18 protein-coding genes and 1 pseudogene are annotated in these 18,636 nt (G+C 68.7%); 14 read left to right on the top strand and 5 right to left on the bottom strand.

What is annotated here, in order from left to right; all coding sequences use genetic code 11:
- Nucleotides 1-103: 103 nt before the first annotated feature.
- Complete coding sequence (locus V8Z80_RS19290) at nucleotides 104-772, bottom strand: FadR/GntR family transcriptional regulator (protein WP_155193830.1); 669 nt, start codon at nucleotides 770-772, stop codon at nucleotides 104-106.
- 277 nt (nucleotides 773-1,049) lie between these two features.
- On the opposite strand from V8Z80_RS19290, the gene V8Z80_RS19295 reads away from it, so the two are divergent.
- The 4 genes from V8Z80_RS19295 to sorU all read left to right on the top strand — a co-directional run bounded on the left by V8Z80_RS19295 (nucleotide 1,050) and on the right by sorU (nucleotide 4,712).
- The gene (locus V8Z80_RS19295) at nucleotides 1,050-1,919 is read left to right on the top strand and encodes a fumarylacetoacetate hydrolase family protein (RefSeq protein ID WP_336063147.1); all 870 of its coding nucleotides are present in this window, start codon (nucleotides 1,050-1,052) and stop codon (nucleotides 1,917-1,919) included.
- A 56-nt stretch (nucleotides 1,920-1,975) separates the two neighbouring features.
- Nucleotides 1,976-2,950, top strand: coding sequence for a tripartite tricarboxylate transporter substrate binding protein (locus V8Z80_RS19300; protein ID WP_336063148.1), 975 nt, complete (start codon nucleotides 1,976-1,978; stop codon nucleotides 2,948-2,950).
- 188 nt (nucleotides 2,951-3,138) lie between these two features.
- A complete protein-coding gene (gene sorT, locus V8Z80_RS19305) occupies nucleotides 3,139-4,359 on the top strand; it encodes a SorT family sulfite dehydrogenase catalytic subunit (RefSeq protein WP_336063149.1) in 1,221 nt (406 codons plus the stop codon).
- Nucleotides 4,356-4,712 (top strand): SorU family sulfite dehydrogenase c-type cytochrome subunit, encoded by a 357-nt coding sequence (sorU, locus tag V8Z80_RS19310; protein ID WP_336063150.1) that lies wholly within the window; start codon nucleotides 4,356-4,358, stop codon nucleotides 4,710-4,712. Before sorT ends, sorU begins: the two co-directional genes overlap by 4 nt.
- A 53-nt stretch (nucleotides 4,713-4,765) precedes the next feature.
- On the opposite strand, the gene V8Z80_RS19315 is transcribed toward sorU, so the two are convergent.
- The gene (locus V8Z80_RS19315) at nucleotides 4,766-5,635 is read right to left on the bottom strand and encodes a LysR substrate-binding domain-containing protein (protein ID WP_155193826.1); all 870 of its coding nucleotides are present in this window, start codon (nucleotides 5,633-5,635) and stop codon (nucleotides 4,766-4,768) included.
- 101 nt (nucleotides 5,636-5,736) lie between these two features.
- Between V8Z80_RS19315 and V8Z80_RS19320 the strand changes: the two genes are divergently transcribed.
- The 7 genes from V8Z80_RS19320 (at nucleotide 5,737) to V8Z80_RS19350 (ending at nucleotide 12,299) form a co-directional block, all read left to right on the top strand.
- The gene (locus V8Z80_RS19320) at nucleotides 5,737-6,324 is read left to right on the top strand and encodes a hypothetical protein (RefSeq protein WP_155193823.1); all 588 of its coding nucleotides are present in this window, start codon (nucleotides 5,737-5,739) and stop codon (nucleotides 6,322-6,324) included.
- A gap of 8 nt (nucleotides 6,325-6,332) precedes the next feature.
- Nucleotides 6,333-7,499, top strand: coding sequence for a cystathionine beta-lyase (gene metC, locus V8Z80_RS19325; protein ID WP_155193822.1), 1,167 nt, complete (start codon nucleotides 6,333-6,335; stop codon nucleotides 7,497-7,499).
- Nucleotides 7,500-7,634: 135 nt separating this feature from the next.
- Nucleotides 7,635-9,242, top strand: coding sequence for a rhodanese-like domain-containing protein (locus V8Z80_RS19330; RefSeq protein ID WP_155193950.1), 1,608 nt, complete (start codon nucleotides 7,635-7,637; stop codon nucleotides 9,240-9,242).
- 16 nt (nucleotides 9,243-9,258) lie between these two features.
- Complete coding sequence (locus V8Z80_RS19335; RefSeq protein WP_336063151.1) at nucleotides 9,259-10,095, top strand: ABC transporter substrate-binding protein; 837 nt, start codon at nucleotides 9,259-9,261, stop codon at nucleotides 10,093-10,095.
- A gap of 15 nt (nucleotides 10,096-10,110) precedes the next feature.
- Complete coding sequence (locus V8Z80_RS19340; RefSeq protein WP_336063152.1) at nucleotides 10,111-10,806, top strand: amino acid ABC transporter permease; 696 nt, start codon at nucleotides 10,111-10,113, stop codon at nucleotides 10,804-10,806.
- Between the two features lie 3 nt (nucleotides 10,807-10,809).
- Nucleotides 10,810-11,502 (top strand): amino acid ABC transporter permease, encoded by a 693-nt coding sequence (locus tag V8Z80_RS19345; RefSeq protein WP_155193816.1) that lies wholly within the window; start codon nucleotides 10,810-10,812, stop codon nucleotides 11,500-11,502.
- A 50-nt stretch (nucleotides 11,503-11,552) separates the two neighbouring features.
- On the top strand, nucleotides 11,553-12,299 hold the full coding sequence (locus V8Z80_RS19350) for an amino acid ABC transporter ATP-binding protein (RefSeq protein ID WP_336063153.1): 747 nt from the start codon (nucleotides 11,553-11,555) through the stop codon (nucleotides 12,297-12,299).
- 53 nt (nucleotides 12,300-12,352) lie between these two features.
- Here V8Z80_RS19350 and V8Z80_RS19355 read toward each other — a convergent pair whose 3' ends face one another.
- A complete protein-coding gene (locus tag V8Z80_RS19355; RefSeq protein WP_155193812.1) occupies nucleotides 12,353-13,333 on the bottom strand; it encodes a tripartite tricarboxylate transporter substrate binding protein in 981 nt (326 codons plus the stop codon).
- 395 nt (nucleotides 13,334-13,728) lie between these two features.
- Here V8Z80_RS19355 and V8Z80_RS19360 point away from each other — a divergent pair, with 395 nt between their 5' ends.
- The 3 genes from V8Z80_RS19360 to V8Z80_RS19370 all read left to right on the top strand — a co-directional run bounded on the left by V8Z80_RS19360 (nucleotide 13,729) and on the right by V8Z80_RS19370 (nucleotide 15,826).
- Entirely contained in the window at nucleotides 13,729-14,436 is a 708-nt protein-coding gene (locus V8Z80_RS19360; protein ID WP_336063154.1) for a class I SAM-dependent methyltransferase, read from the top strand.
- An 80-nt stretch (nucleotides 14,437-14,516) separates the two neighbouring features.
- Nucleotides 14,517-15,008, top strand: coding sequence for an META domain-containing protein (locus V8Z80_RS19365; protein ID WP_336063155.1), 492 nt, complete (start codon nucleotides 14,517-14,519; stop codon nucleotides 15,006-15,008).
- A gap of 80 nt (nucleotides 15,009-15,088) precedes the next feature.
- Nucleotides 15,089-15,826, top strand: coding sequence for a sulfurtransferase (locus V8Z80_RS19370; RefSeq protein ID WP_336063156.1), 738 nt, complete (start codon nucleotides 15,089-15,091; stop codon nucleotides 15,824-15,826).
- On the opposite strand, the gene metG is transcribed toward V8Z80_RS19370, so the two are convergent.
- Nucleotides 15,823-17,898, bottom strand: a complete 2,076-nt coding sequence (gene metG, locus V8Z80_RS19375; RefSeq protein ID WP_336063157.1) for a methionine--tRNA ligase — start codon at nucleotides 17,896-17,898, stop codon at nucleotides 15,823-15,825. The genes V8Z80_RS19370 and metG overlap by 4 nt on opposite strands.
- Nucleotides 17,899-18,098: 200 nt before the next feature.
- Nucleotides 18,099-18,323, bottom strand: a pseudogene (locus tag V8Z80_RS20910) (hypothetical protein); the annotation flags it as partial.
- Nucleotides 18,324-18,636: the final 313 nt, after the last annotated feature.

Consider the following 18,636-nt stretch of genomic DNA (forward strand, 5'->3'; position numbering starts at 1 on the left):
CGCTATCTACCCACGCTATAGCGGATAGGTCCAACACGTATTTCCCAATCGCTGCCAGGCTGACCACAATGATCGGCCGGGTGCGCCGTGCTGGCGCCCATGCTCAATCCCCCAGCACGCTTTCGCGCACGTGGGCCAGATGCCTGCGCGCGGCATGGGCGGCGCGGGCCGCATCGCGGTCCTTGAGCGCCTCGACCAGTTCGCGGTGTTCGCGCTGGTAGGCCTGGCGGCGCGCGGGCGTCAGGCTCTTGCGCTTGAGCGCGCCCCAGCTGGCGCTGGCGCGGGCCGCGCTCATCAAGGCGAAGACCTGCGCCACGAAGGTATTGTGGGTGGCTTGCGCGATGGTCTCGTGCAGCTGTGTATCCCAGTGCTCGAAGGCCTCGAAGCTGCCGGCGTTCTCGGCCTGCTCGCAGCAGTGCTCCATCCGGTCGAAATCGGCCTGGGTGGCATGTTGCGCCACCATGGCGGCGATGGCCGGCTCCAGCGCCAGGCGGGCGGCCATGAGTTCGGCCGGGCTGGCCGGCGCCGCCGCGTGCGCGGGCGCCGCGGCCGGATGCGCGGCGGCCGGATCGTTGACGTAGGTGCCGCTGCCCACGGTCTGCACGATCAGGCCGCGCGACTTGAGCTGCGCCAGGGCGCGCCGCACCGTCGAGCGGCTGATGCCGAACTGCTCGCCCAGGGTTCTTTCGGTAGGCAGGCGGTGGCCGGCCGGCCAGCGGCCCGAACGCAGGTTCTCCAGTATGGCTTCTCGCATCGCTGCGGCTTTGTCCATCTTCGCCTCTTGCATCGAAGCTGGAATGATACCAATAAATGCCAATTTGGGAAAAGCGGCGGCGCCTGCCGCAGTGTCCGTTAACGAAGGGCGGTGTACCCGGGGCCGGGTTGGCCTAGGAAGGGGAGAGCTCATTCCATGTGGGGCAGGGTATGTTTTGTATTGACGGTGGTTTCTATTGGTCCTAGGATGGGCTTGCTTGGTAGTTTTTGGCATCACGCGCGCGCCACCTGCGGCGGGCATGAACGCAAGGGCCGCCACGGCCGGGGAGCCTTCGATGAAGATCGCAGTGTTTCGGATGGACGGGCAGCGCAAGGTCGGCATGGTGTCCGAGGACGGCCGGCAGGTATCCACGCTGGATTTCCCGCCTGCCGCGGCCGCCGGCGGGGCGCTGGCCGTGATCGACGCCCTGGCGCGAGGCGCCGCCCTGCCTGCCGTGGCGGGCAGGCCGCTGGCCTGGGGCGAAATCGATGCCGAGGCGCCGCTGCCGGCGCCGCGCCGCAACCTGTTCTGCGTCGGCCGCAACTATCACGCGCATGCCCAGGAGCTGTCGGCCTCGGTATTCAAGGACAGCGGCAAGCAGGCCGACGCCTGGCCGATCGTCTTTACCAAGGTGCCGCAGACCGTCGTCGGCCCCTACGACGACGTACTCCTGCCCCTGGACATCAGCGAGAAGATCGACTACGAGGCCGAGCTGGCCGTGGTCATCGGCCGGCAGGGCCGCAACATCGCCAAGGCCCAGGCGATGGACCACGTGTTCGGCTACACCATCGTCAACGACGTGACGGCCCGCGACGTGCAGATGCGCCACCAGCAATGGGACCTGGGCAAGTCCTTCGATACCTTCTGTCCCATGGGCCCGTGGCTGGCCACGGCCGACGAGCTGGACGCCACGCGCACGCGCGTACGCTGCTGGGTCAACGGCGAGCTGCGCCAGGATGGCCGCACTGGCGACCTGATCTTCGACATCCCCACGCTGATCGAGACCTGCTCGCGCGGCATCACCCTGTATCCGGGCGATGTGATCGCCACCGGTACGCCGGCCGGCGTGGGCATGGGCCTGGATCCCCCGGTCTACCTCAAGCCCGGCGACGTGGTCCGCATAGAAATCGACGGCCTGGGCAGCATCGAGAACCGCTTCGTTTGAAGTCCGGGCCAGGCGCGCCGCCACGCACGGCGGCCGGCCCGCTCATGGAGACAGACATGCGAAAACTTGCCTGGAGCAAGGCGGCGCTGGCGCTGGCCGCCTGGATCGCCGCCGCCGCAGCTTGCGCAGCCGCATACCCCGAGCGGCCCATTACGCTGGTGGTGCCGTTTCCGCCGGGCGGGGTGGCCGACACGGTGGCGCGGCCGGTGGCCGAGGCGCTGGGCCGCGAGCTGGGCCAGCCCGTGGTCATCGAAAACAAGGCCGGCGCCGGCGGCGCGGTCGGCATCGGCCAGGCCGCGCGCGCCAAGCCCGACGGCAATACGCTGCTGATGAGCCTTTCCTCGATCTCCATCCTGCCCGAGGCCGACCGCTTGCTCGAGCGCAAGCCCGCCTACGGCCTGGAGCAGTTCGTGCCCATCGCCCGCGTGACGGCGGACCCCACGGTGCTGGTGGTGCGGGCCGATGCGCCCTGGCATTCCTTGCAGGACTTCGTGCAGGCGGCGCGCCGCCAGCCTGGCAAGCTCGACTACGGCAGCTCGGGCATCTACGGCACCATGCACGTGCCCATGGCCATGCTCGAGAATGCGGCGGACATCCGCATGACGCACGTGCCGTTCACCGGCGCCGGTCCCGCGGTGCAGGCGTTGCTGGGCGGCCAGGTGCAGGCGCTGGCCACCGGCCCGGCCAGCGTGCTGCAGCTGATCCAGGCCGGGCGGCTCCGGGCGCTGGCGCACTGGGGCGAGCAAGCGCTGCAGGCCCTGCCCGAGGTGCCCAGCCTGGCCTCGCAGGGCCTGGACGCGCGCTTCGTGCAATGGTCCGGCGTCTTCGCCCTGGCGGGCACGCCCGCGCCGGTGATCGAACGCCTGCGCCAAGCGATGCGCGCCGTGGCGCAGGACGAGAAGGTGCGCGGCCTGATCGCCGCCAGCGGCAGCCCCGTGATGTACCTGGACGCCCCCGAGTTCGACGCCTATTGGAAGAAGGATTCCGCGTCGCTGGCCCAGGCGGTGCGGCGCATCGGGAAGGTGCAATAGCGGGTGAGGGCGGACAGTTATATGCAAACAATAATGATGCTATCGAATTTAATAGCCAATTGACATAAGCCGTCCGCACGTCCAACATGGCTGCCATAAACGGCCGGCGGCGCTTGCCCATGCTGCCGGCCGACAAAGCCTGGCAGGCCGGCAAGGGTTGCCGCATGCCCACCAACGAGGAGACAGCAATGAAGACCGACTTCCCCGCCAATGCGGGACGCAGGCGCTTGCTTGCAGGCAGCGCCGGTGCGCTGGCCGCGGCCGGCCTGGCCCATCGGGCCTTGGCGGCCCAGCCCGCCGCCGTCGGCACGCCTTCCGGCGCCAAGCCCTTGCCGCCCTATGCCGCCTGGAAGCGGCCCGAGGCCATGATCGTGCACAGCGCGAACACCATCGAGACGCGGCGCGAGGCGTTCGGCAGCGGGGTGGTGACGCCGGTGCGGCAACTCTATGTGCGCAACAACTTGCCTGCGCCCGACGAGTCCATCGTCCAGGACCCGGACGCGTGGATCGTCGAGGTGGCGGGCGTGCAGCGGCCGGCCACCTTCTCGGTGGGCCAGCTCAAGACCATGGGCCTGCAGACGCTGGCCATGGTGCTGCAATGCTCGGGCAACGGCCGCGGCTTCTTTCCCGAGAAGCCCAGCGGCACGCCGTGGCAGGTGGGGGCAGCCGGCTGCGTGGTATGGAGCGGCCTGCCGGTGCGCCAGCTGGTCGAGCATTGCGGCGGCCTGGACGCGCAGGCCGTTTTCATGACCGGCACCGGTGGCGAGAAGCTGCCCGAAGGCCTGGACCCGAACACCGTCATGGTCGAGCGTTCGGTTCCCAAGGAAGCCATGCAGGACGCCCTGCTGGCCTGGGAGCTGAACGGCGAGCCCATCCCCCTGGCGCACGGCGGGCCGCTGCGGCTGATCGTGCCGGGGTACACGGGCGTGAACAGCATCAAGTACATCAAGCGCCTGGCCTTCACGCAAAAGCAAAGCGCGGCAGCCATCCAGCAGACCGGCTACCGCCTGGCGCCGCCAGGCCAGAAGGGCTCGCCGGATCAGCCTTCGGTCTGGGCCATGGGCGTGAAGTCCTGGATCAATGCGCCGCTGGCCTCGCCCCTGAAGGCCGGGCCCGTCGTGGTGCAGGGCGTGGCTTTCGGCGGCCTGCACGGGATCGGGCAGGTCGAGGTTTCCATCGACGGCGGCAAGCACTGGCGCCGGGCTGAACTGGTGGGCCCGGATCTGGGCCGCTATGCCTGGCGCCAGTTTGCCCTGGCGGTGGAGCTGCCGGCCGGCGAACACGTGCTGGCCAGCCGCGCCACCGATACCGAAGGCGCGGTGCAGGACGAGGAACGGCCGCAGAACGCCGGCGGCTACATCAACAACAGCTGGCGCGACCATGCCGTGACCGTGCAGGTGCACGCATGAGGCGGTGCCAGAGACGGCGCGCACGCCCGCAAGGCGGCGCCGCCCTGCTGGCGGCGGCCCTGCTGCTTGGCGCGGCCGCCGCGCCGGCCGCGGCGGGCGAAGTGGACATGGAGGCAGGGCGTGCCTTGTTCCTGAACGTCACGCCCGCTTGCGCCATCTGCCATACGCTGGCCGATGCGCAAGCCGGCGGCGCCATCGGCCCGGTGCTGGACGAGATCAAGCCCGATGCGCCGCGCGTCGCACAGGCCTTGCGCAACGGCATCGGCCAGATGCCGGCCTATTCCTCTTTGTCCGAGGAGGAAATCGCGCTGCTGTCGGCCTATGTGGCCAAGGCCAGCGGCGGCGCGCCCTGAGCGGGGCGGCGTGCGCCGCGCGGGCCGCCGCGCCCGCCCTGCCGCATCGGGCTTTACGCGCTGCCAGGCTCGGTCAGCCCCATGTTGCGTTTGAGCAGTTCGTAGACGTGGCGCGTCAGCGGGTCCATCACGTCGCGCCGCATCCACAGGAAGTAGGTGACGTCCGGCAGCGGCGGAAGGCGATCCTTCTCGCCCAGCACGCGGAACTCCGGGCTGAGCAGTTCCACGCTGCGCGCGGTCACGCCCAGCCCCGCGCGCAGGGCTGCCTTGATACCCACCAGGTTGGGCGCCACATAGTTGGTTTGCCAGGGCACCCGGTATTGCTCCAGGGTTGCCAGGGCGATGCGCCGGAAGATGCTCGGTTCGTCGGCCAATACCAGCGGCACCGGCTCGTTGGGGATGTGCACGTAATCGGCTGCGCATAGCCAGACGGTGGGGGAGCGGCGGATCACCATGCCTTCCAGGGTCTGGTCGTAGCGGCTGGAGACGGTCAGATCGATTTCCCCGGCGTGCATGGCGTCCATGAGGAAAGGGCTGCGGTCCACCCGGATCTCGAGCTTGATGCGCGGCAAGGAGCGGGCAACGTGCGTCAGGACGGTGGGCAGGATGGAGTCGGCCACGTCGTGCGGCGAGCCGATGCGCACGATGCCTTCGAGCTCCTTGCCGGTCATGGTCCGCACGGCCTCGTCGTTCAGCACCAGCATCTGCCGGGCATAACGCACCAGCATCTCGCCGTGGCGCGAGAGCACCTTGCCGCGTCCGCGTTTCTCGAACAGGGGCAGGCCCATCAAATGCTCCAGGCGCTGCATCTGCTGGGTGACTGCCGATTGCGTGCGATGCAGCACCTCGGCGGCCCGCGCGAAGGTGCCGTGCTGTTCGATCGCCACCAGCGTGCGCAGCAAGTCCAGGTCCAGATTAATCATAAGTGATTCTAATATGTATATGTGACACTTTAAATTGTCATGCCGTAGCTGGCAGCGTACAGTGCATCTCGACAATGACCACAGAACATAGGGAAAACGAGATGTCGATCGCTCATCCGCACGGTGCAGCCATTCGCGCAGCGGTGGAAAACATAAAGAATATTGTAGGGACAGAGCCGCTTACCCGCCAGAAGCTGGACGGCGTGCTGCATGCGCTGTTGGGCCTGGCGGCGAACAAGGACTGGTGGAGCGCCGACCGCTACGCGGCGCCCGAGGGCCAGGAGCGCCAGGCGCGCTACCTGATCACCGAGGACGAGGACAAAAGCTACGCGCTTTACCTTAACGTGATGCGGCCCGGCAAGAAGATCGTGCCGCACAACCATACGACCTGGGCGTGCATCGCCGCGGTCGAGGGCGTCGAGCACAACTATGTCTACGAGCGCCTGGACGATGGCAGCGAGCCTGGCGTGGGACGGCTGAAGCAGACCGGCGTCGTGGTGGTCGAGCCGGGCACGGGCATCGCGCTCATGCCCGACGATATCCACGCGGTGCAGATCCGCGGGGAAAGCGTGATCCGGCATCTGCACATGTACGGCCGGGCCTTGGAGACGCTGGATCGGCGCCTGGGCTTCGACCTGGAAAAAGGCACCTGCTCGATCATGCCGATCGGCGTGCAGACCCGCCGGTGAGCGTTGCCATGAGCGAGCTGAAATCGTCGACCCGCCTGCTGCGGGCCGGGCGGCCCCATCGCGGCTGGGTAAACACGCCCGTCACGCGCGCCAGCACCTACGTCTTCGAAAGCGTCGAGCATTGGCGCCAGACCCGTTCGCAGCGCGAATCGCAGCGCATGGCTTCGTACGGCGCGCGCGGCACCGACAGCACGCACGCCCTGGAAGATGCCCTGGTCGAGTTGGAAGGCGGTCATCGGGCGCAACTTTATCCCACCGGGCAGGCAGCCATTGCGGCCGTCATGCTGGGCCTGCTCGGGCCGGGAGACCATGTGCTCATCACTGACGCCGTCTACGAACCCGTCAGGCGGCTGTGCGCCGAGCACCTGGGGCGGCTGGGCATCCGATACGAGTACTACCTGCCCGACGGCAGCGACCTGGCGGCGCGCATCCGGCCGCAGACGCGGCTGATCTACGCGGAGTGCCCCGGCTCGCTGGCCTACGAAATGATGGACCTGCCCGCCGTGGCCGCCCTGGCGCGCAAGCACGATTGCCTGCTTGCGGTGGACAACACCTGGGGCTCGGGCCTGCTCTACCAGCCGCTGGCCCTGGGCGCCGACATTTCCGTGCTGGCCGCGACCAAGTATCTCGGCGGGCACGCCGACGTCATGATGGGCGCCGTGGTGTGCACCGCAAGGGCCTGGCCGGCGGTCCAGCGCGTGTCCATCGACCTGGGCCAGACGGTGGGCGCCGACGATGCCTATCTGGTGCTGCGCGGCATGCGCTCGCTGGCGCCCAGGTTGGCCATGCACGGGCGCCACGCGCTGGCGGTCGCGGCCTGGCTGCAGACCCGTCCGGAGATCGAGCGGGTGCTGTGCCCGGCCTTGCCCGGGGATCCCGGCCATGTCCTGTGGAAACGGGACTGCCGGGGCACCAACGGCCTGCTGTCGGTGGAGTTCAAGGCAGGCGTGGCGCAGGCCGATATCGAGGCCGCCATCGACCGCTTGCGGCTGTTCGGCGTGGGGGCTTCCTGGGGCGGATACGAAAGCCTGGTCGTGCCAGCCAACATGCTCGCTGCGCGCACCGTGGCCGACTGGTCCGGACGCGGCGCCGTGGTGCGCTTGCATATAGGCCTGGAAGATCCCGAAGACCTGATCGCCGACTTGTCGCAGGCCTTGGACACGCTGGCGCGCTGATACGCCTTGATCGAATCCGGGCAGGCCGCCGCGGCCTGCTTCATGGCATGCCGCGCGCACCGTGCCGGCGTGGGGCCGGCGCGCGCCGGACACGGATCGCTGCGGTGTTTCCTTCCTTTTCCACCTTTCCCGATGATGAATCCCAATCGCAATATCCCGTTTTCCTTCGTGACGGCCCGAACCCTGAAGTCCTGGCTGGACGAGGCAGGCGAGATCGCCTTGCTGGACGTGCGCGAACATGGCCAGTATGGCGAGGCGCACCTGTTTTTCGGCGTCAACGTGCCCTATAGCCGCCTGGAGTGTGAAATCGGCCGGCTGGTCCCGCGCAAGAGCGTGCGCGTGGTCGTGTACGACGATGGCGACGGCGTGGCCGAGCAGGCCGCGGCGGCGCTGGCGCGCGAGGGCTATGGCGACGTGCATTGCCTGCAGGGCGGGGCGCCGGCTTGGAAGCAGGCGGGCTATAGCCTGTTTGCCGGGGTGAATGTGCCCAGCAAGACCTTTGGCGAACTGGCCGAGCATGCCTTCGAGACGCCGCGCATCGGCGCGCGCGAGCTGGCCGAGCGGCTGGCTCGCAAGGACGATCTCGTGGTCCTGGACGGCCGGCCGTTCACGGAGTTCGCCAAGATGAGCATTCCGGGCGCGACGTGCTGCCCCAATGGCGAACTGGCCCTGCGGGTGCACGAACTTGTGCCCAGCGACCGGACCACCATCGTGGTCAATTGCGCCGGGCGCACGCGCAGCATCATCGGCGCGCAGACCTTGATCAACCTGGGCTTGCCCAATCCGGTGATGGCGCTGGAGAACGGCACCCAAGGCTGGTACCTGGAGGACCTTGCGCTCGAGCATGGCGCTGCCCGGCGTCATGGCCAGGGAATCGACAGGGCCGCGCTGAACACCCTGCAGGCCCGCGCCGATGCGCTTGCCCGGCGCGCCGGCGTCGCGCGCGCCGACGCCGCCACCGTGCGGCAGTGGCTGGCCGATCCCTCGCGCACCACGATGCTGTGCGACGTGCGAACGCCCGAGGAATACGCGCAGGGTACGCTGGCCGGCGCCCAGCACACGCCCGGCGGGCAGTTGATCCAGGCAACCGACCAGTACGTGGCCGTGCAGGGCGCCCGGTTGGTCCTGGTCGATGGCGAGGGCGTGCGGGCTCCCGTGGTGGCCAGCTGGCTGGTGCAGATGGGGTGGGAAGCCGTCGTGCTCGAAGGCGGCGTCCAGGCCGATCTGGCGGCGGCGCCCCGCCCGCCCGCGCAGGCGCTGGCCGATGCGCCGCCCGCGGTGGCATTGGCGGAGCTGGGCGATGCCTTGGCGCAAGGCGCCAGGCTGATCGACCTGCGGCCCAGCATGCAGTTCCGGGCCGGCCATATCGAGGGCGCGCGCTGGTCCATCCGTCCGCGGCTGGCCGCGCTTGCCTTGGCTCCGCAAGACCCGGTGGTGCTCATCGCACCGGATGCCGGCGTCGCGGCCCTGGCGGCCCGCACGCTGCGCGAACTGGGGATCGGCGCGTTGCGCTGGCATGCCGGCACCCCCGAGCAATGGCGCCAGGCCGGGCTGCCCGTGGTCTGCACCCCGCAGGAGCCTGCCGATGAGCAATGCATCGATTTTCTTTTCTTCGTGCACGACCGGCACGATGGCAACAAGCAGGCCGCGCGCCAGTATCTGGCCTGGGAAACGAATCTGGTCCACCAGATCGATCCGCAAGAGCGCGCCCGTTTCGACTTTCGTCTTATCTCCAACCATTGATCAGCGAGGCATGGAAATGCAAAAGAAAGCATGGATCTCTTCGGTGTTGGCAGCGGCGGCCTGCCTGGCGGGCCTGCCCGGCATGGCGCAGGCGGACCGCCTGGCCGAGGTAAAGTCGCGCGGCAAGCTGGTTTGCGGCACGCAGAGCACGAGCGTGCCTTACGCTTACCAGGATGCCTCCACGCGCACCTTCGTGGGCTACGACGTGGATATGTGCAAGGCGCTGGCCAAGGGGCTGGGCGTGGAGCTGGAGCATCGGCCGCTTTCGACCGAGGCCCGCATTCCCGAGCTGAAGATGGGGCGGGTGGACGTGGTGGCCGGCTCCATGGCCTATCTGCCAGAGCGGGCCCAGCAAGTGGATTTCAGCCTGCAGTACCTGCAGGGCAATATCAAGGTCCTGGTCAAGGAAAACTCGGGTATCGCCGACCTGGCCGGCCTGGCGGGCAAGCGCGTGTGCGCCTCCAAGGGCTCCAGTTCGGCCGCCATCGCCGAGCGCGTCCTGAAGGAAAGCCGCGTGATGACGTTCCAGGACGTGGCCGCTTGCAACCTGGCGCTGCAAAGCGGCAAGGTCGAGGGCTTTACGGCCGGCGAGCTGATCCTCAAGCGGTTCGAGAACGACTCCAGGAAAACCGCGGAGCCTTACCGCTTGCTGGACGAGGCGACTTTTGTCGAACGGATCGGCCTGGTCGTGGACAAGGGCAACCCCGAATTGCTGGCCGCGCTTGACGGGGTGCTGCAGCGGATGGATGCCAGCGGCGAGCTAGACGCCATTTTCGATCGCTGGGTCGGCAAGGATTCGGTCTACCAGCTCACGCGCACCTTCAAGGTCGAGCCGGTGACCACGGGCCAGTAGCGGGCAGGGGGAGCGATGGAATTCGATTGGTCTTTCCTGGCCAGCGGCGATACCGCCGGGAAGCTGGTTTCTGGCCTGCTCACCACCTTGCGGCTGTTCGGCGCCGCCTGGCTGGGCGGCTTCCTGGCAGCGCTGGTGATCGTCGGGTTGCGGGCGATTCCATTCGCTCCGCTGGGCGCGTTCATGCGGGTGTTCGTTGAATACCATCGCAACGTGCCCACGGTGGTGCAGATCATGGTGTGGTACTTCGGCATGCCGCAGCTGCTGCCCGATGCCTGGCGCGCCTGGATCAACCAGGGCCAGTCGGAGTTCTTCTTCGCCGCGGTGGCGCTTTCCTTGAATGTCAGCGCCTACTTTTCCGAAGACATCCGTTCGGGCCTGCGGGCCATTCCCGTCACGCAGGTCGAGGCGGCCCGCTCCATCGGGCTGTCCGCGTTCTCGGCCATGCGCTACGTGACGCTGCCGCAGGCCTTGCGCATCGGCGTGCCGCCCTTGCTGAATCGTTCGTTGATCCTGTTCAAGGACACCAGCCTGGCGATGGTGATCGGCGTGGCGGAACTGACCTACCAGGTCAAGGCGATCGAGAACCTTACCTTCCGCTCCTTCGAAGTGTTCGCCATCGCCACCATGACGTACCTGCTGCTGTCCCTGACGATCATGGGCCTGGGGGCCTGGTTCGGCAGGCGTTTCCCGCCGGCTTTCAAGGGGTGAGCCATGCTTGAGATCATTCAGCAGTACGGCGCGATGTTCGTGGTCGGCTCCTGGCCCAACGGACCGCTGGGCGGTTTCGCCGCCACGCTGGTGCTGGCCGCGCTGGGCATTTTCCTGTCCTTTCCGCTGGCCCTGCTCATCGGCCTGGCGCGGGTCGGGGCATGGCGCCTGCCGCGCTACCTGGCCACCGCCTGGGTCTACGCCTTTCGCGGCATCCCGCTGGTGATGATCATCTTCTGGGCCTATTTCGTGCTGCCCCGCATGACCGGCTTGGTCGTGCCGGCCTTCGTGACGGCGTTATGCGCCATCGTGGTCTACGAATCGGCCTTCCTGGCCGAGATCGTGCGGGCCGGGCTGCAGGGCTTGCCGCGCGGGCAGACCGAGGCCGCCCGGTCGGCCGGCCTGAGCTATGCGCAGGCCATGCGCCACGTCATCCTGCCGCAAGCCTTGGCCAACATGCTGCCCTCGCTGGTCAACCAGTTCGTCTCGACCATCAAGGCCACATCGATCGTCTATGTCATCGGCGTGCAGGAAGTCACTTTCGCAGCCCAGCAGGTCAACAGCATCGAAATGGACAAGGCCTTGCAGACCTTCCTGGTGCTGGCCTGCTTCTATTTCGGCGGCTGCTATTTCATTTCGCTGCTGGCCCAGCGGCTGGAGGTCCGCCTGGGGAAAAAGCGCCTGGGGCTGGCATAAGCGCGCCGGCCCGCGAGGCGGCGCGACAGGACAATGCAAGAGGGAAAAAAATGATAGAACTGGACAAGGTGCAGAAGTGGTATGGCCAATATCACGCGCTGGACTGCGTGAGCGGCAGGGTCGCCAACGGCGAGGTGGTGGTGGTGTGCGGGCCTTCGGGTTCGGGCAAGTCGACCATGATACGGACCATCAACCGGCTCGAACCCATCCAGGGCGGGACGATCCGGATCGGCGGCAAGGACATCTACGCCCAATGCGAGGACGTCAACGCCTTGCGGGCGGGCATAGGTTTCGTCTTCCAGCAATTCAACCTGTTCCCGCACCTTTCCGTGCGCGAGAACATCATGCTCTCGCCCATGAAGGTCGCCGGCATGTCGCGGGCACAGGCCAGCGACATGGCCCAGGGGCTGCTGGCCAAGGTGGGCCTGGCCCACAAGATAGACGCCATGCCGGCCAACCTGTCAGGCGGGCAGCAGCAGCGCGTGGCCATCGCCCGGGCGCTGGCCCAGCGCCCGCCGGTGATCCTGTTCGACGAGCCGACCAGCGCGCTCGATCCCGAGATGGTGGGAGAGGTGCTGGCCGTGATGAAGCAGCTGGCGCAGGACGGCATGACCATGATGGTGGTCACGCACGAAATGGGTTTCGCGCGCGAGGTGGCCGACCGGATCTGGTTCATGGACGAGGGCCGCATCGTCGAGCAGTCCACGCCCGGCCAGTTTTTCAGCCAGCCGGAGCACCCGCGCGCGCGCAGGTTCCTGGCCGACATCCTGCGGCCCGGCGTGGCCGCCTGCGCGTGACGGGCAGCCGGCCGGCCCGCCGCGGCGGGCGGCCCGCTGCCGGCCAAAGCCCGCTACTGCACCGTGGCGCCCGAGCTCTTGACGATCTCGCCCCACTTGCGCACTTCGTCGGCCACGAAGGCGTCGAACTCGGGGCCGCTGGAGGTAAAGGGCACCGAGCCGCGTTCGGTTACGAAGGTGGTCATGGGCGCGCTGTTCATGATCTCTTGCGTGGCCTGGCTGAGCTGCTCGATGATCTCCCCGGGCGTGCCCTTGGGCGCCATCAGGCCCAGCCAGCCTACCGCCTCGAATTGCTCCACGCCGGGGATGCCGGTCTCGCGCACCGTCGGCACCTGCGGCATCAGCGGCGAGCGCTGGGCCGAGGTCACGGCCAGCGGCACGGCGCGGCCGCTCTGGATGTTGCCCAGCGCGGCGGTGACCGAATCGACCATCAGCGGCACCTGGTTGCCCAGGAAATCGGCCTGCGCCGGGCCGCTGCCCTTGTAGGGGATATGGGTGATGTCCGCGCCGGTCTGCTTCTTGAACATCTCGGCGGCCAGGTGCTGGGTGCCGCCGATGCCGGCGCTGGCGTAGTTCAGCTTGCCGGGTTCGGCGCGGGCGCGTTCGGCCACGTCCTGCAGCGAGGCGATGCCGGTGGCGGCGTTGGCCAGGAACACCAGCGGCACCTTGGCGATGGGCGAGATGCCGACCAGGTCTTCGCTGACGTCGAAGCTGACGTTGGGGTACAGGGTCTGGTTCACGGCGATGGCGCTGCCGGCCACCAGGATGGTGTAGCCGTCGGGCGCCGAGCGCACCACGAAATCCGAGCCGATGTTGCCGCCGGCGCCGGCCTTGTTCTCGACCACCACGGGCTGGCCCAGGCGCTTGCTCAGCTGCTCGGCGTAGGCCCGCCCGATCAGGTCGGTGGCTTGGCCTGGCGGGAAGGGCACCACCAGGCGGATGGGTTTGCTGGGATAGCCGGCGGCGTGCGCGGCGCCGGCTGCCACGACGAGCGCGGCCAGGGCGCTGGCGGCCTTGGCGAGGATGGACTGCATGGATTGTGTCTCCGTTGGGCCCGCAGGCGGGCAGGCAAAGCGAAAGAGCCGATGCGCGACGGACCTGCGTCGGGTGGGACGGGTCGGGGCATAGCCTGGGGCCCGGGGTAAGAGGGCCTGGCGGAAGGACTGGCCTGCGTTGGGCCTGGGTTCCGGCATCGGTGCGGCGCAGGGCCGCGGCAACCGGCATGTTAACAAACCGTCATGTGTGACCCGAAGCATCCGTTGGAAACAAAAGGATTCGGCTGCCCGCGCAGGCTTGAACTTCCCCCCGGCTGTGGCTTCAAAATAGCCACCTGCCGCCCTGCCGGGCGGCAGCGTTCCCCTGGCGCATTGCCGCCCGTTGGCCAGCCGTCGGGCGCCATGCCGGTCCTTTTGCAGGAAGCCTCATCCACATGCCCCTGAAAACCTGGCCCGACATGGCCGAAGCCTGCCTAGCCACTCCCATCGGCCTGCGCTTGCAGCGGTGGCGAGCCCGTCTCGTGGATCCGCTGGCGCGGCGCCTGGCCGGCCAAGGCTGGATAGGCGAATACTGGCGCTTTTACCAGGCCTGGCGCGCCGATCCCAAGGGCATCGGGGCGGTGCTGCCCTCCAGCCCCGCGCTGGCGGCGGCCATCACGCGCGACATCGGCGCGGCCACCGGGCCGGTGATCGAACTGGGCAGCGGCACCGGCGTGTTCACGCGCGCGCTGCGGGCGCGGGGCGTGCCGGAGGAAACCCTGGCCCTGGTCGAAATGGATGCCGGCTTCGCCCAGCGCCTGCGGCGCGACTTTCCCCATGCCCAGGTGTGCTGCCTGGACGCCGCGCGGCTGGCGGGCGATCCCTTGTTCTATGGCCGCGGTGCGGGCGCCGTGGTGTGTGGCCTGCCGCTGCTGAACATGCCGCTGCGCCAGCAGGTAGGCATCCTGCGCGGGGCGTTCTCGCAACTGCGCGCCGGCGGCGCGTTCTATCTTTTCACCTATGGGCCGCGCTGCCCGGTGCCGCGGCGCGTGCTCGACAGACTGGGCCTGCGCGCCACCAAGCGCCAGACCGTCATGCTCAACGTGCCGCCCGCCCACGTGTGGAAGCTGACCCGCCGGCGTACCGCGCGCAACGTGCTGTAACAGCGGCCTGCGGGCGCCGCCGCCCCGCGGGCCGGGCTTTTCTTCTACGATGGCCGCATCGCAACCCCCGGATCCTCATCATGCATCGTTCGTCCTGGCGTTCGCTGGCCGGCTCGGCCACCTTGTCCCTTGCCGTCCTGGCGCTGGCCGGCTGCGCGGCGCAGCCTCGCGCCGGCGCCCCGGCGGCCAGCCAGGAGGATCCGCTGGTGCAGACCGAATGGCGGCTGACCCAATGGACCCTGCCCGGCGGGGCGGCCCGCCTGTTGCCGCGCGGCCCGCAGGCCCGGCCCCTGACGCTGGCTTTCTCGCGCGAGGGCGGCGAGCCGCGCGCCAGCGGCTTTGCCGGCTGCAACCGCTACACGGCCGGCTATGTGTACGCGCATGGCCTGCTGATCGTGCAGGCGCCTGTCAGCACCCGCATGGCCTGCCTCTCACCCGAGCTCTCGCGCCTGGAAGGCGATTACCTGCAGGCGCTCACGCGCATCGCCTCGTCCACGCTCGACGCCCAGTCCGGACAGCGGTACCTGACCGTGACCACCACCGGCGGCGATACCTTGCGTTTCGAGCGTTGAGCCGGCCGGCGCGGCGCGCGGCGGGCCGGCAGCGGTAAACTGGCGGCCCTTTGGTCCCGCCGCAACCCTTGCCCTTCGCCGTGTCCGCCGTCGTCAACATCGCCGCCTACAAGTTCGTCACCCTGCAGGACGCCGCCGAGCTGCGTGCGCCCCTGCTCGAACGGGCCCAGGCGCTGGCGCTCAAGGGCACCGTGCTGCTGGCTCCGGAGGGGATCAATCTGTTCCTGGCCGGCGCGCGCGCGCAGATCGACGCCTATCTGGCGTACCTGCGGCAGGATCCGCGGCTGGCCGACCTGCAGGCCAAGTACAGCCTTTCTGACGAGGCGCCCTTCAAGCGCCTGCGGGTCAAGCTCAAGCGAGAGATCATCCGCATGGACCGTCCGGCCATCCGCCCGCAGGCCGGGCGCGCGCCCTCGGTGCCGGCGCAAACGCTGGCGCGCTGGCTGGCGCAGGGCTCGGACGACGCGGGCCGGCCGCTGGCCCTGCTCGATACGCGCAACGGCTTCGAAGTGGATGCCGGCACCTTCGAGGGCGCCATCGACTGGCGCCTGGAGCGCTTCACGCAATTTCCGGCGGCCTTCGAGGCGCATCGCGCCCAGCTGGAGGGCAAGACGGTGGTGAGCTTTTGCACCGGCGGCATCCGCTGCGAAAAAGCCGCCCTGTACATGCGGGCGGCCGGGCTCGAACAGGTCTACCAGCTCGAGGGCGGCATCCTGAAGTATTTCGAGGAAACCGGCGGTCCCGGCTATCGCGGCGGCTGCTTCGTGTTCGACGAGCGCCAGACGCTGGATCCGTCGCTGGCGCCCCGCCCGCTTTAGCGCACCCGCATGCCCGGCTGCGCGCCGGGGAAGGGTTCGAGCACGTAGATGCCCGCGTCGGTTTTTTCGTCGGCGTGGCTGGCGGCCAGCACCATGCCTTCGGAGACGCCGAACTTCATCTTGCGCGGCGCCAGGTTGGCGACCATGACGGTCAGCTTGCCCACCAGGTCCTGCGGCTGGTAGGCCGACTTGATGCCCGAGAACACGTTGCGGTGGCGGCCTTCGCCCACGTCCAGGGTCAGGCGCAGCAGCTTGGTGGAGCCTTCGACGTGCTGGCAGTCGACGATGCGCGCGATGCGCAGGTCCACGCGCGCGAAGTCGTCGATGCCGATGACCGGGGCGATGGGCTCGCCGCCCGGGGCGGGCGCGCTGGCCTGTTCCTGGGCCGGCGGCTCGAACAAGGCATCGAGCATGGCCGGCTCGACCCGTTGCATCAGGTGCTTGAAGGGCGCGACCTGCGTGGGCAGCTCGCCGGCGTCGCGCCACACGAAACCGCGGTCCATGCCGAACAGCTCGCGCGCCACGCGCTCGGCCAGCTGCGGCAGCACGGGCGCGAGCATTACCGACAGCGCCTTGAAGCCGGCCAGCGCGCGCGAGCAGATATCCTGCAGCTGGTCCTTCTGCGCCTGGCCGGCGTTGGCGATGCCCTTGGCCAGCACCCAGGGCTGCGCCGCGTCGAAGGCCTGGTTGACGCGGTCGGCCAGGCCCATGGCCTCGCGGATGGCGCGGCCGTACTCGCGCGCTTGCAGGTCGCGGCGCATCGCCTCGGCCGCCTGCGCCAGTTCCTGGCCCAGCGCGGCCGCATCGCCCGCGTAGGCCAGCTTGCCCTCGAAGTGGCGGGCGATGAAGTTGGCGGCCCGGCTGGCGATGTTCACGTACTTGCCCACCAGGTCGCTGTTCACGCGCGCGACGAAGTCATCGGGATTGAAGTCCAGGTCCTCGACGCGCGCATTGAGCTTGGCGGCGATGTAGTAGCGCAGCCATTCGGCGTTCATGCCCAGTTCGAGGTAGCGCAGCGGCGAGATGCCGGTGCCGCGGCTCTTGGACATCTTCTCGCCGCTGACGGTGATGAAGCCGTGCACGTTGAGCTGGTCGGGCGTCTTGCGGCCGGCGAACTTGAGCATGGCCGGCCAGAACAGGGCGTGGAAATAGATGATGTCCTTGCCGATGAAGTGCACCTGCTCGGTGGGGCCGGCCGGATCGAGCAGGGCGTCGAAGTCCAGGCCGGCCTTCTGGCAGTAGGCCTTGAGCGAGGCCAGGTAGCCCACCGGCGCATCCAGCCACACGTAGAAGTACTTGCCCGGCGCATCGGGGATCTCGATGCCGAAATAGGGCGCATCGCGCGAGATGTCCCAGTCGCCCAGCTTGGCCTGGCCGTCCTGCGCGCCCAGCCATTCGCGCGTCTTGGCCAGGACCTCGGCCTGCAGGCGCTTGTTGCCGGCGGCGTTGGCGCCGGTGGTCCAGTCCTGCAGGAAGGCCACGCAGCGCGGGTCCGAAAGCTTGAAGAAGAAGTGCTCGGAGGTCTTGAGCACCGGTTCGGCGCCGGTCAGCGCCGAATACGGCTTGATCAGCTCGGTGGGGGAGTAGACCGCCCCGCAGACTTCGCAGGAGTCGCCGTATTGGTCCTTGGCGTGGCACTTGGGGCATTCGCCCTTGATGTAGCGGTCGGCCAGGAACATGCCCTTGACCGGATCGTAGAACTGCTCGATGGGACGCGTCTCGATCAGGCCCTCGGCCTTCAGGGCGCGGTAGATGTCCTGCGAGAGCGCGACGTTCTCGGGCGAATCGGTCGAGTGCCAGTGGTCGAAGCGGATGTGAAAGCCGTCCAGGTACTGCGGGCGCTCGGCTGCGTAGCGCGCCACCAGCTCGCGCGGGGTGATGCCTTCTTTTTCGGCGCGCAGCATGATGGGCGCGCCGTGCGCATCGTCCGCCCCGACAAAATGCACCGTATGCCCCGCCATGCGCATGGACCGCACCCAGATGTCGGCCTGGATGTACTCCATGATGTGGCCGATGTGGAAGGAGCCGTTGGCGTAGGGAAGGGCGGTGGTGACGAACAGGGTGCGGGACATGGCGAAGGCGGATACCGGAAATCAGACCGAATCCGCCATTTTAGCCGGGCGCGGCCCCGGCCTTGCCGTCGCCGCGCTCAGGGCAGGTCGCGCGATTCGACGTCGGTGATCTCGGCCGGGCGGCGCGGGCGAAAGCCGCCGCCCTGGGCCTGCCCGGGGGCCGCCCCGAAGCCGCCGGCGTGGCCGCGCGCGCCCGCCGCGCCGAAGCTGGCTGCGCCAAAGCCTGCCGGCCCGGGGCGGGCGGCCTGGCGCTGCTGCCAGTAGGCGCGCACCCCGAAGGGGCGGCCGCGCAGGCGGGCGACCAGGTAGAGCACGCCCACGGCGATGGCGGTGGAGAACATGAAGATCAGGGCCATGCCCATGCCCAGCAGCGCCAGCACGAGCAGGGCGAAGGCACGGAACGTTTTGGTCAGGAATTCGGTCATGGTGAAGGTCTGGGCCTTGTCATAGAGGGGGCTTGCCGGGCCGTGCGCGCCACAGGGGACGCCGGGCCGCCGGCAAGCGCCGGATTTCGTGGGGCTCGCCGCGGCGCCGGGCCGGCGGGCGAGCCGCGTGCCGCCCATATGGCGGAGCGTGTCAGGGTAAGGCGGCCGGCGGGGGAAAAAGTTCCGTTGCGGCGCCCTGTCCGGCCCGCCAGGCTTTTGTAACGGCCTTGGCGGACAACCTATCCGGCCTTGGCGGACAGCCTATCCGCTATGCTTGAGGCTCGAACCGGATTTTTCAAGGGCTGCCCGCCTG

Source organism: Orrella sp. JC864 (genome assembly GCF_037026685.1).
GTDB lineage: Bacteria > Pseudomonadota > Gammaproteobacteria > Burkholderiales > Burkholderiaceae_B > Orrella.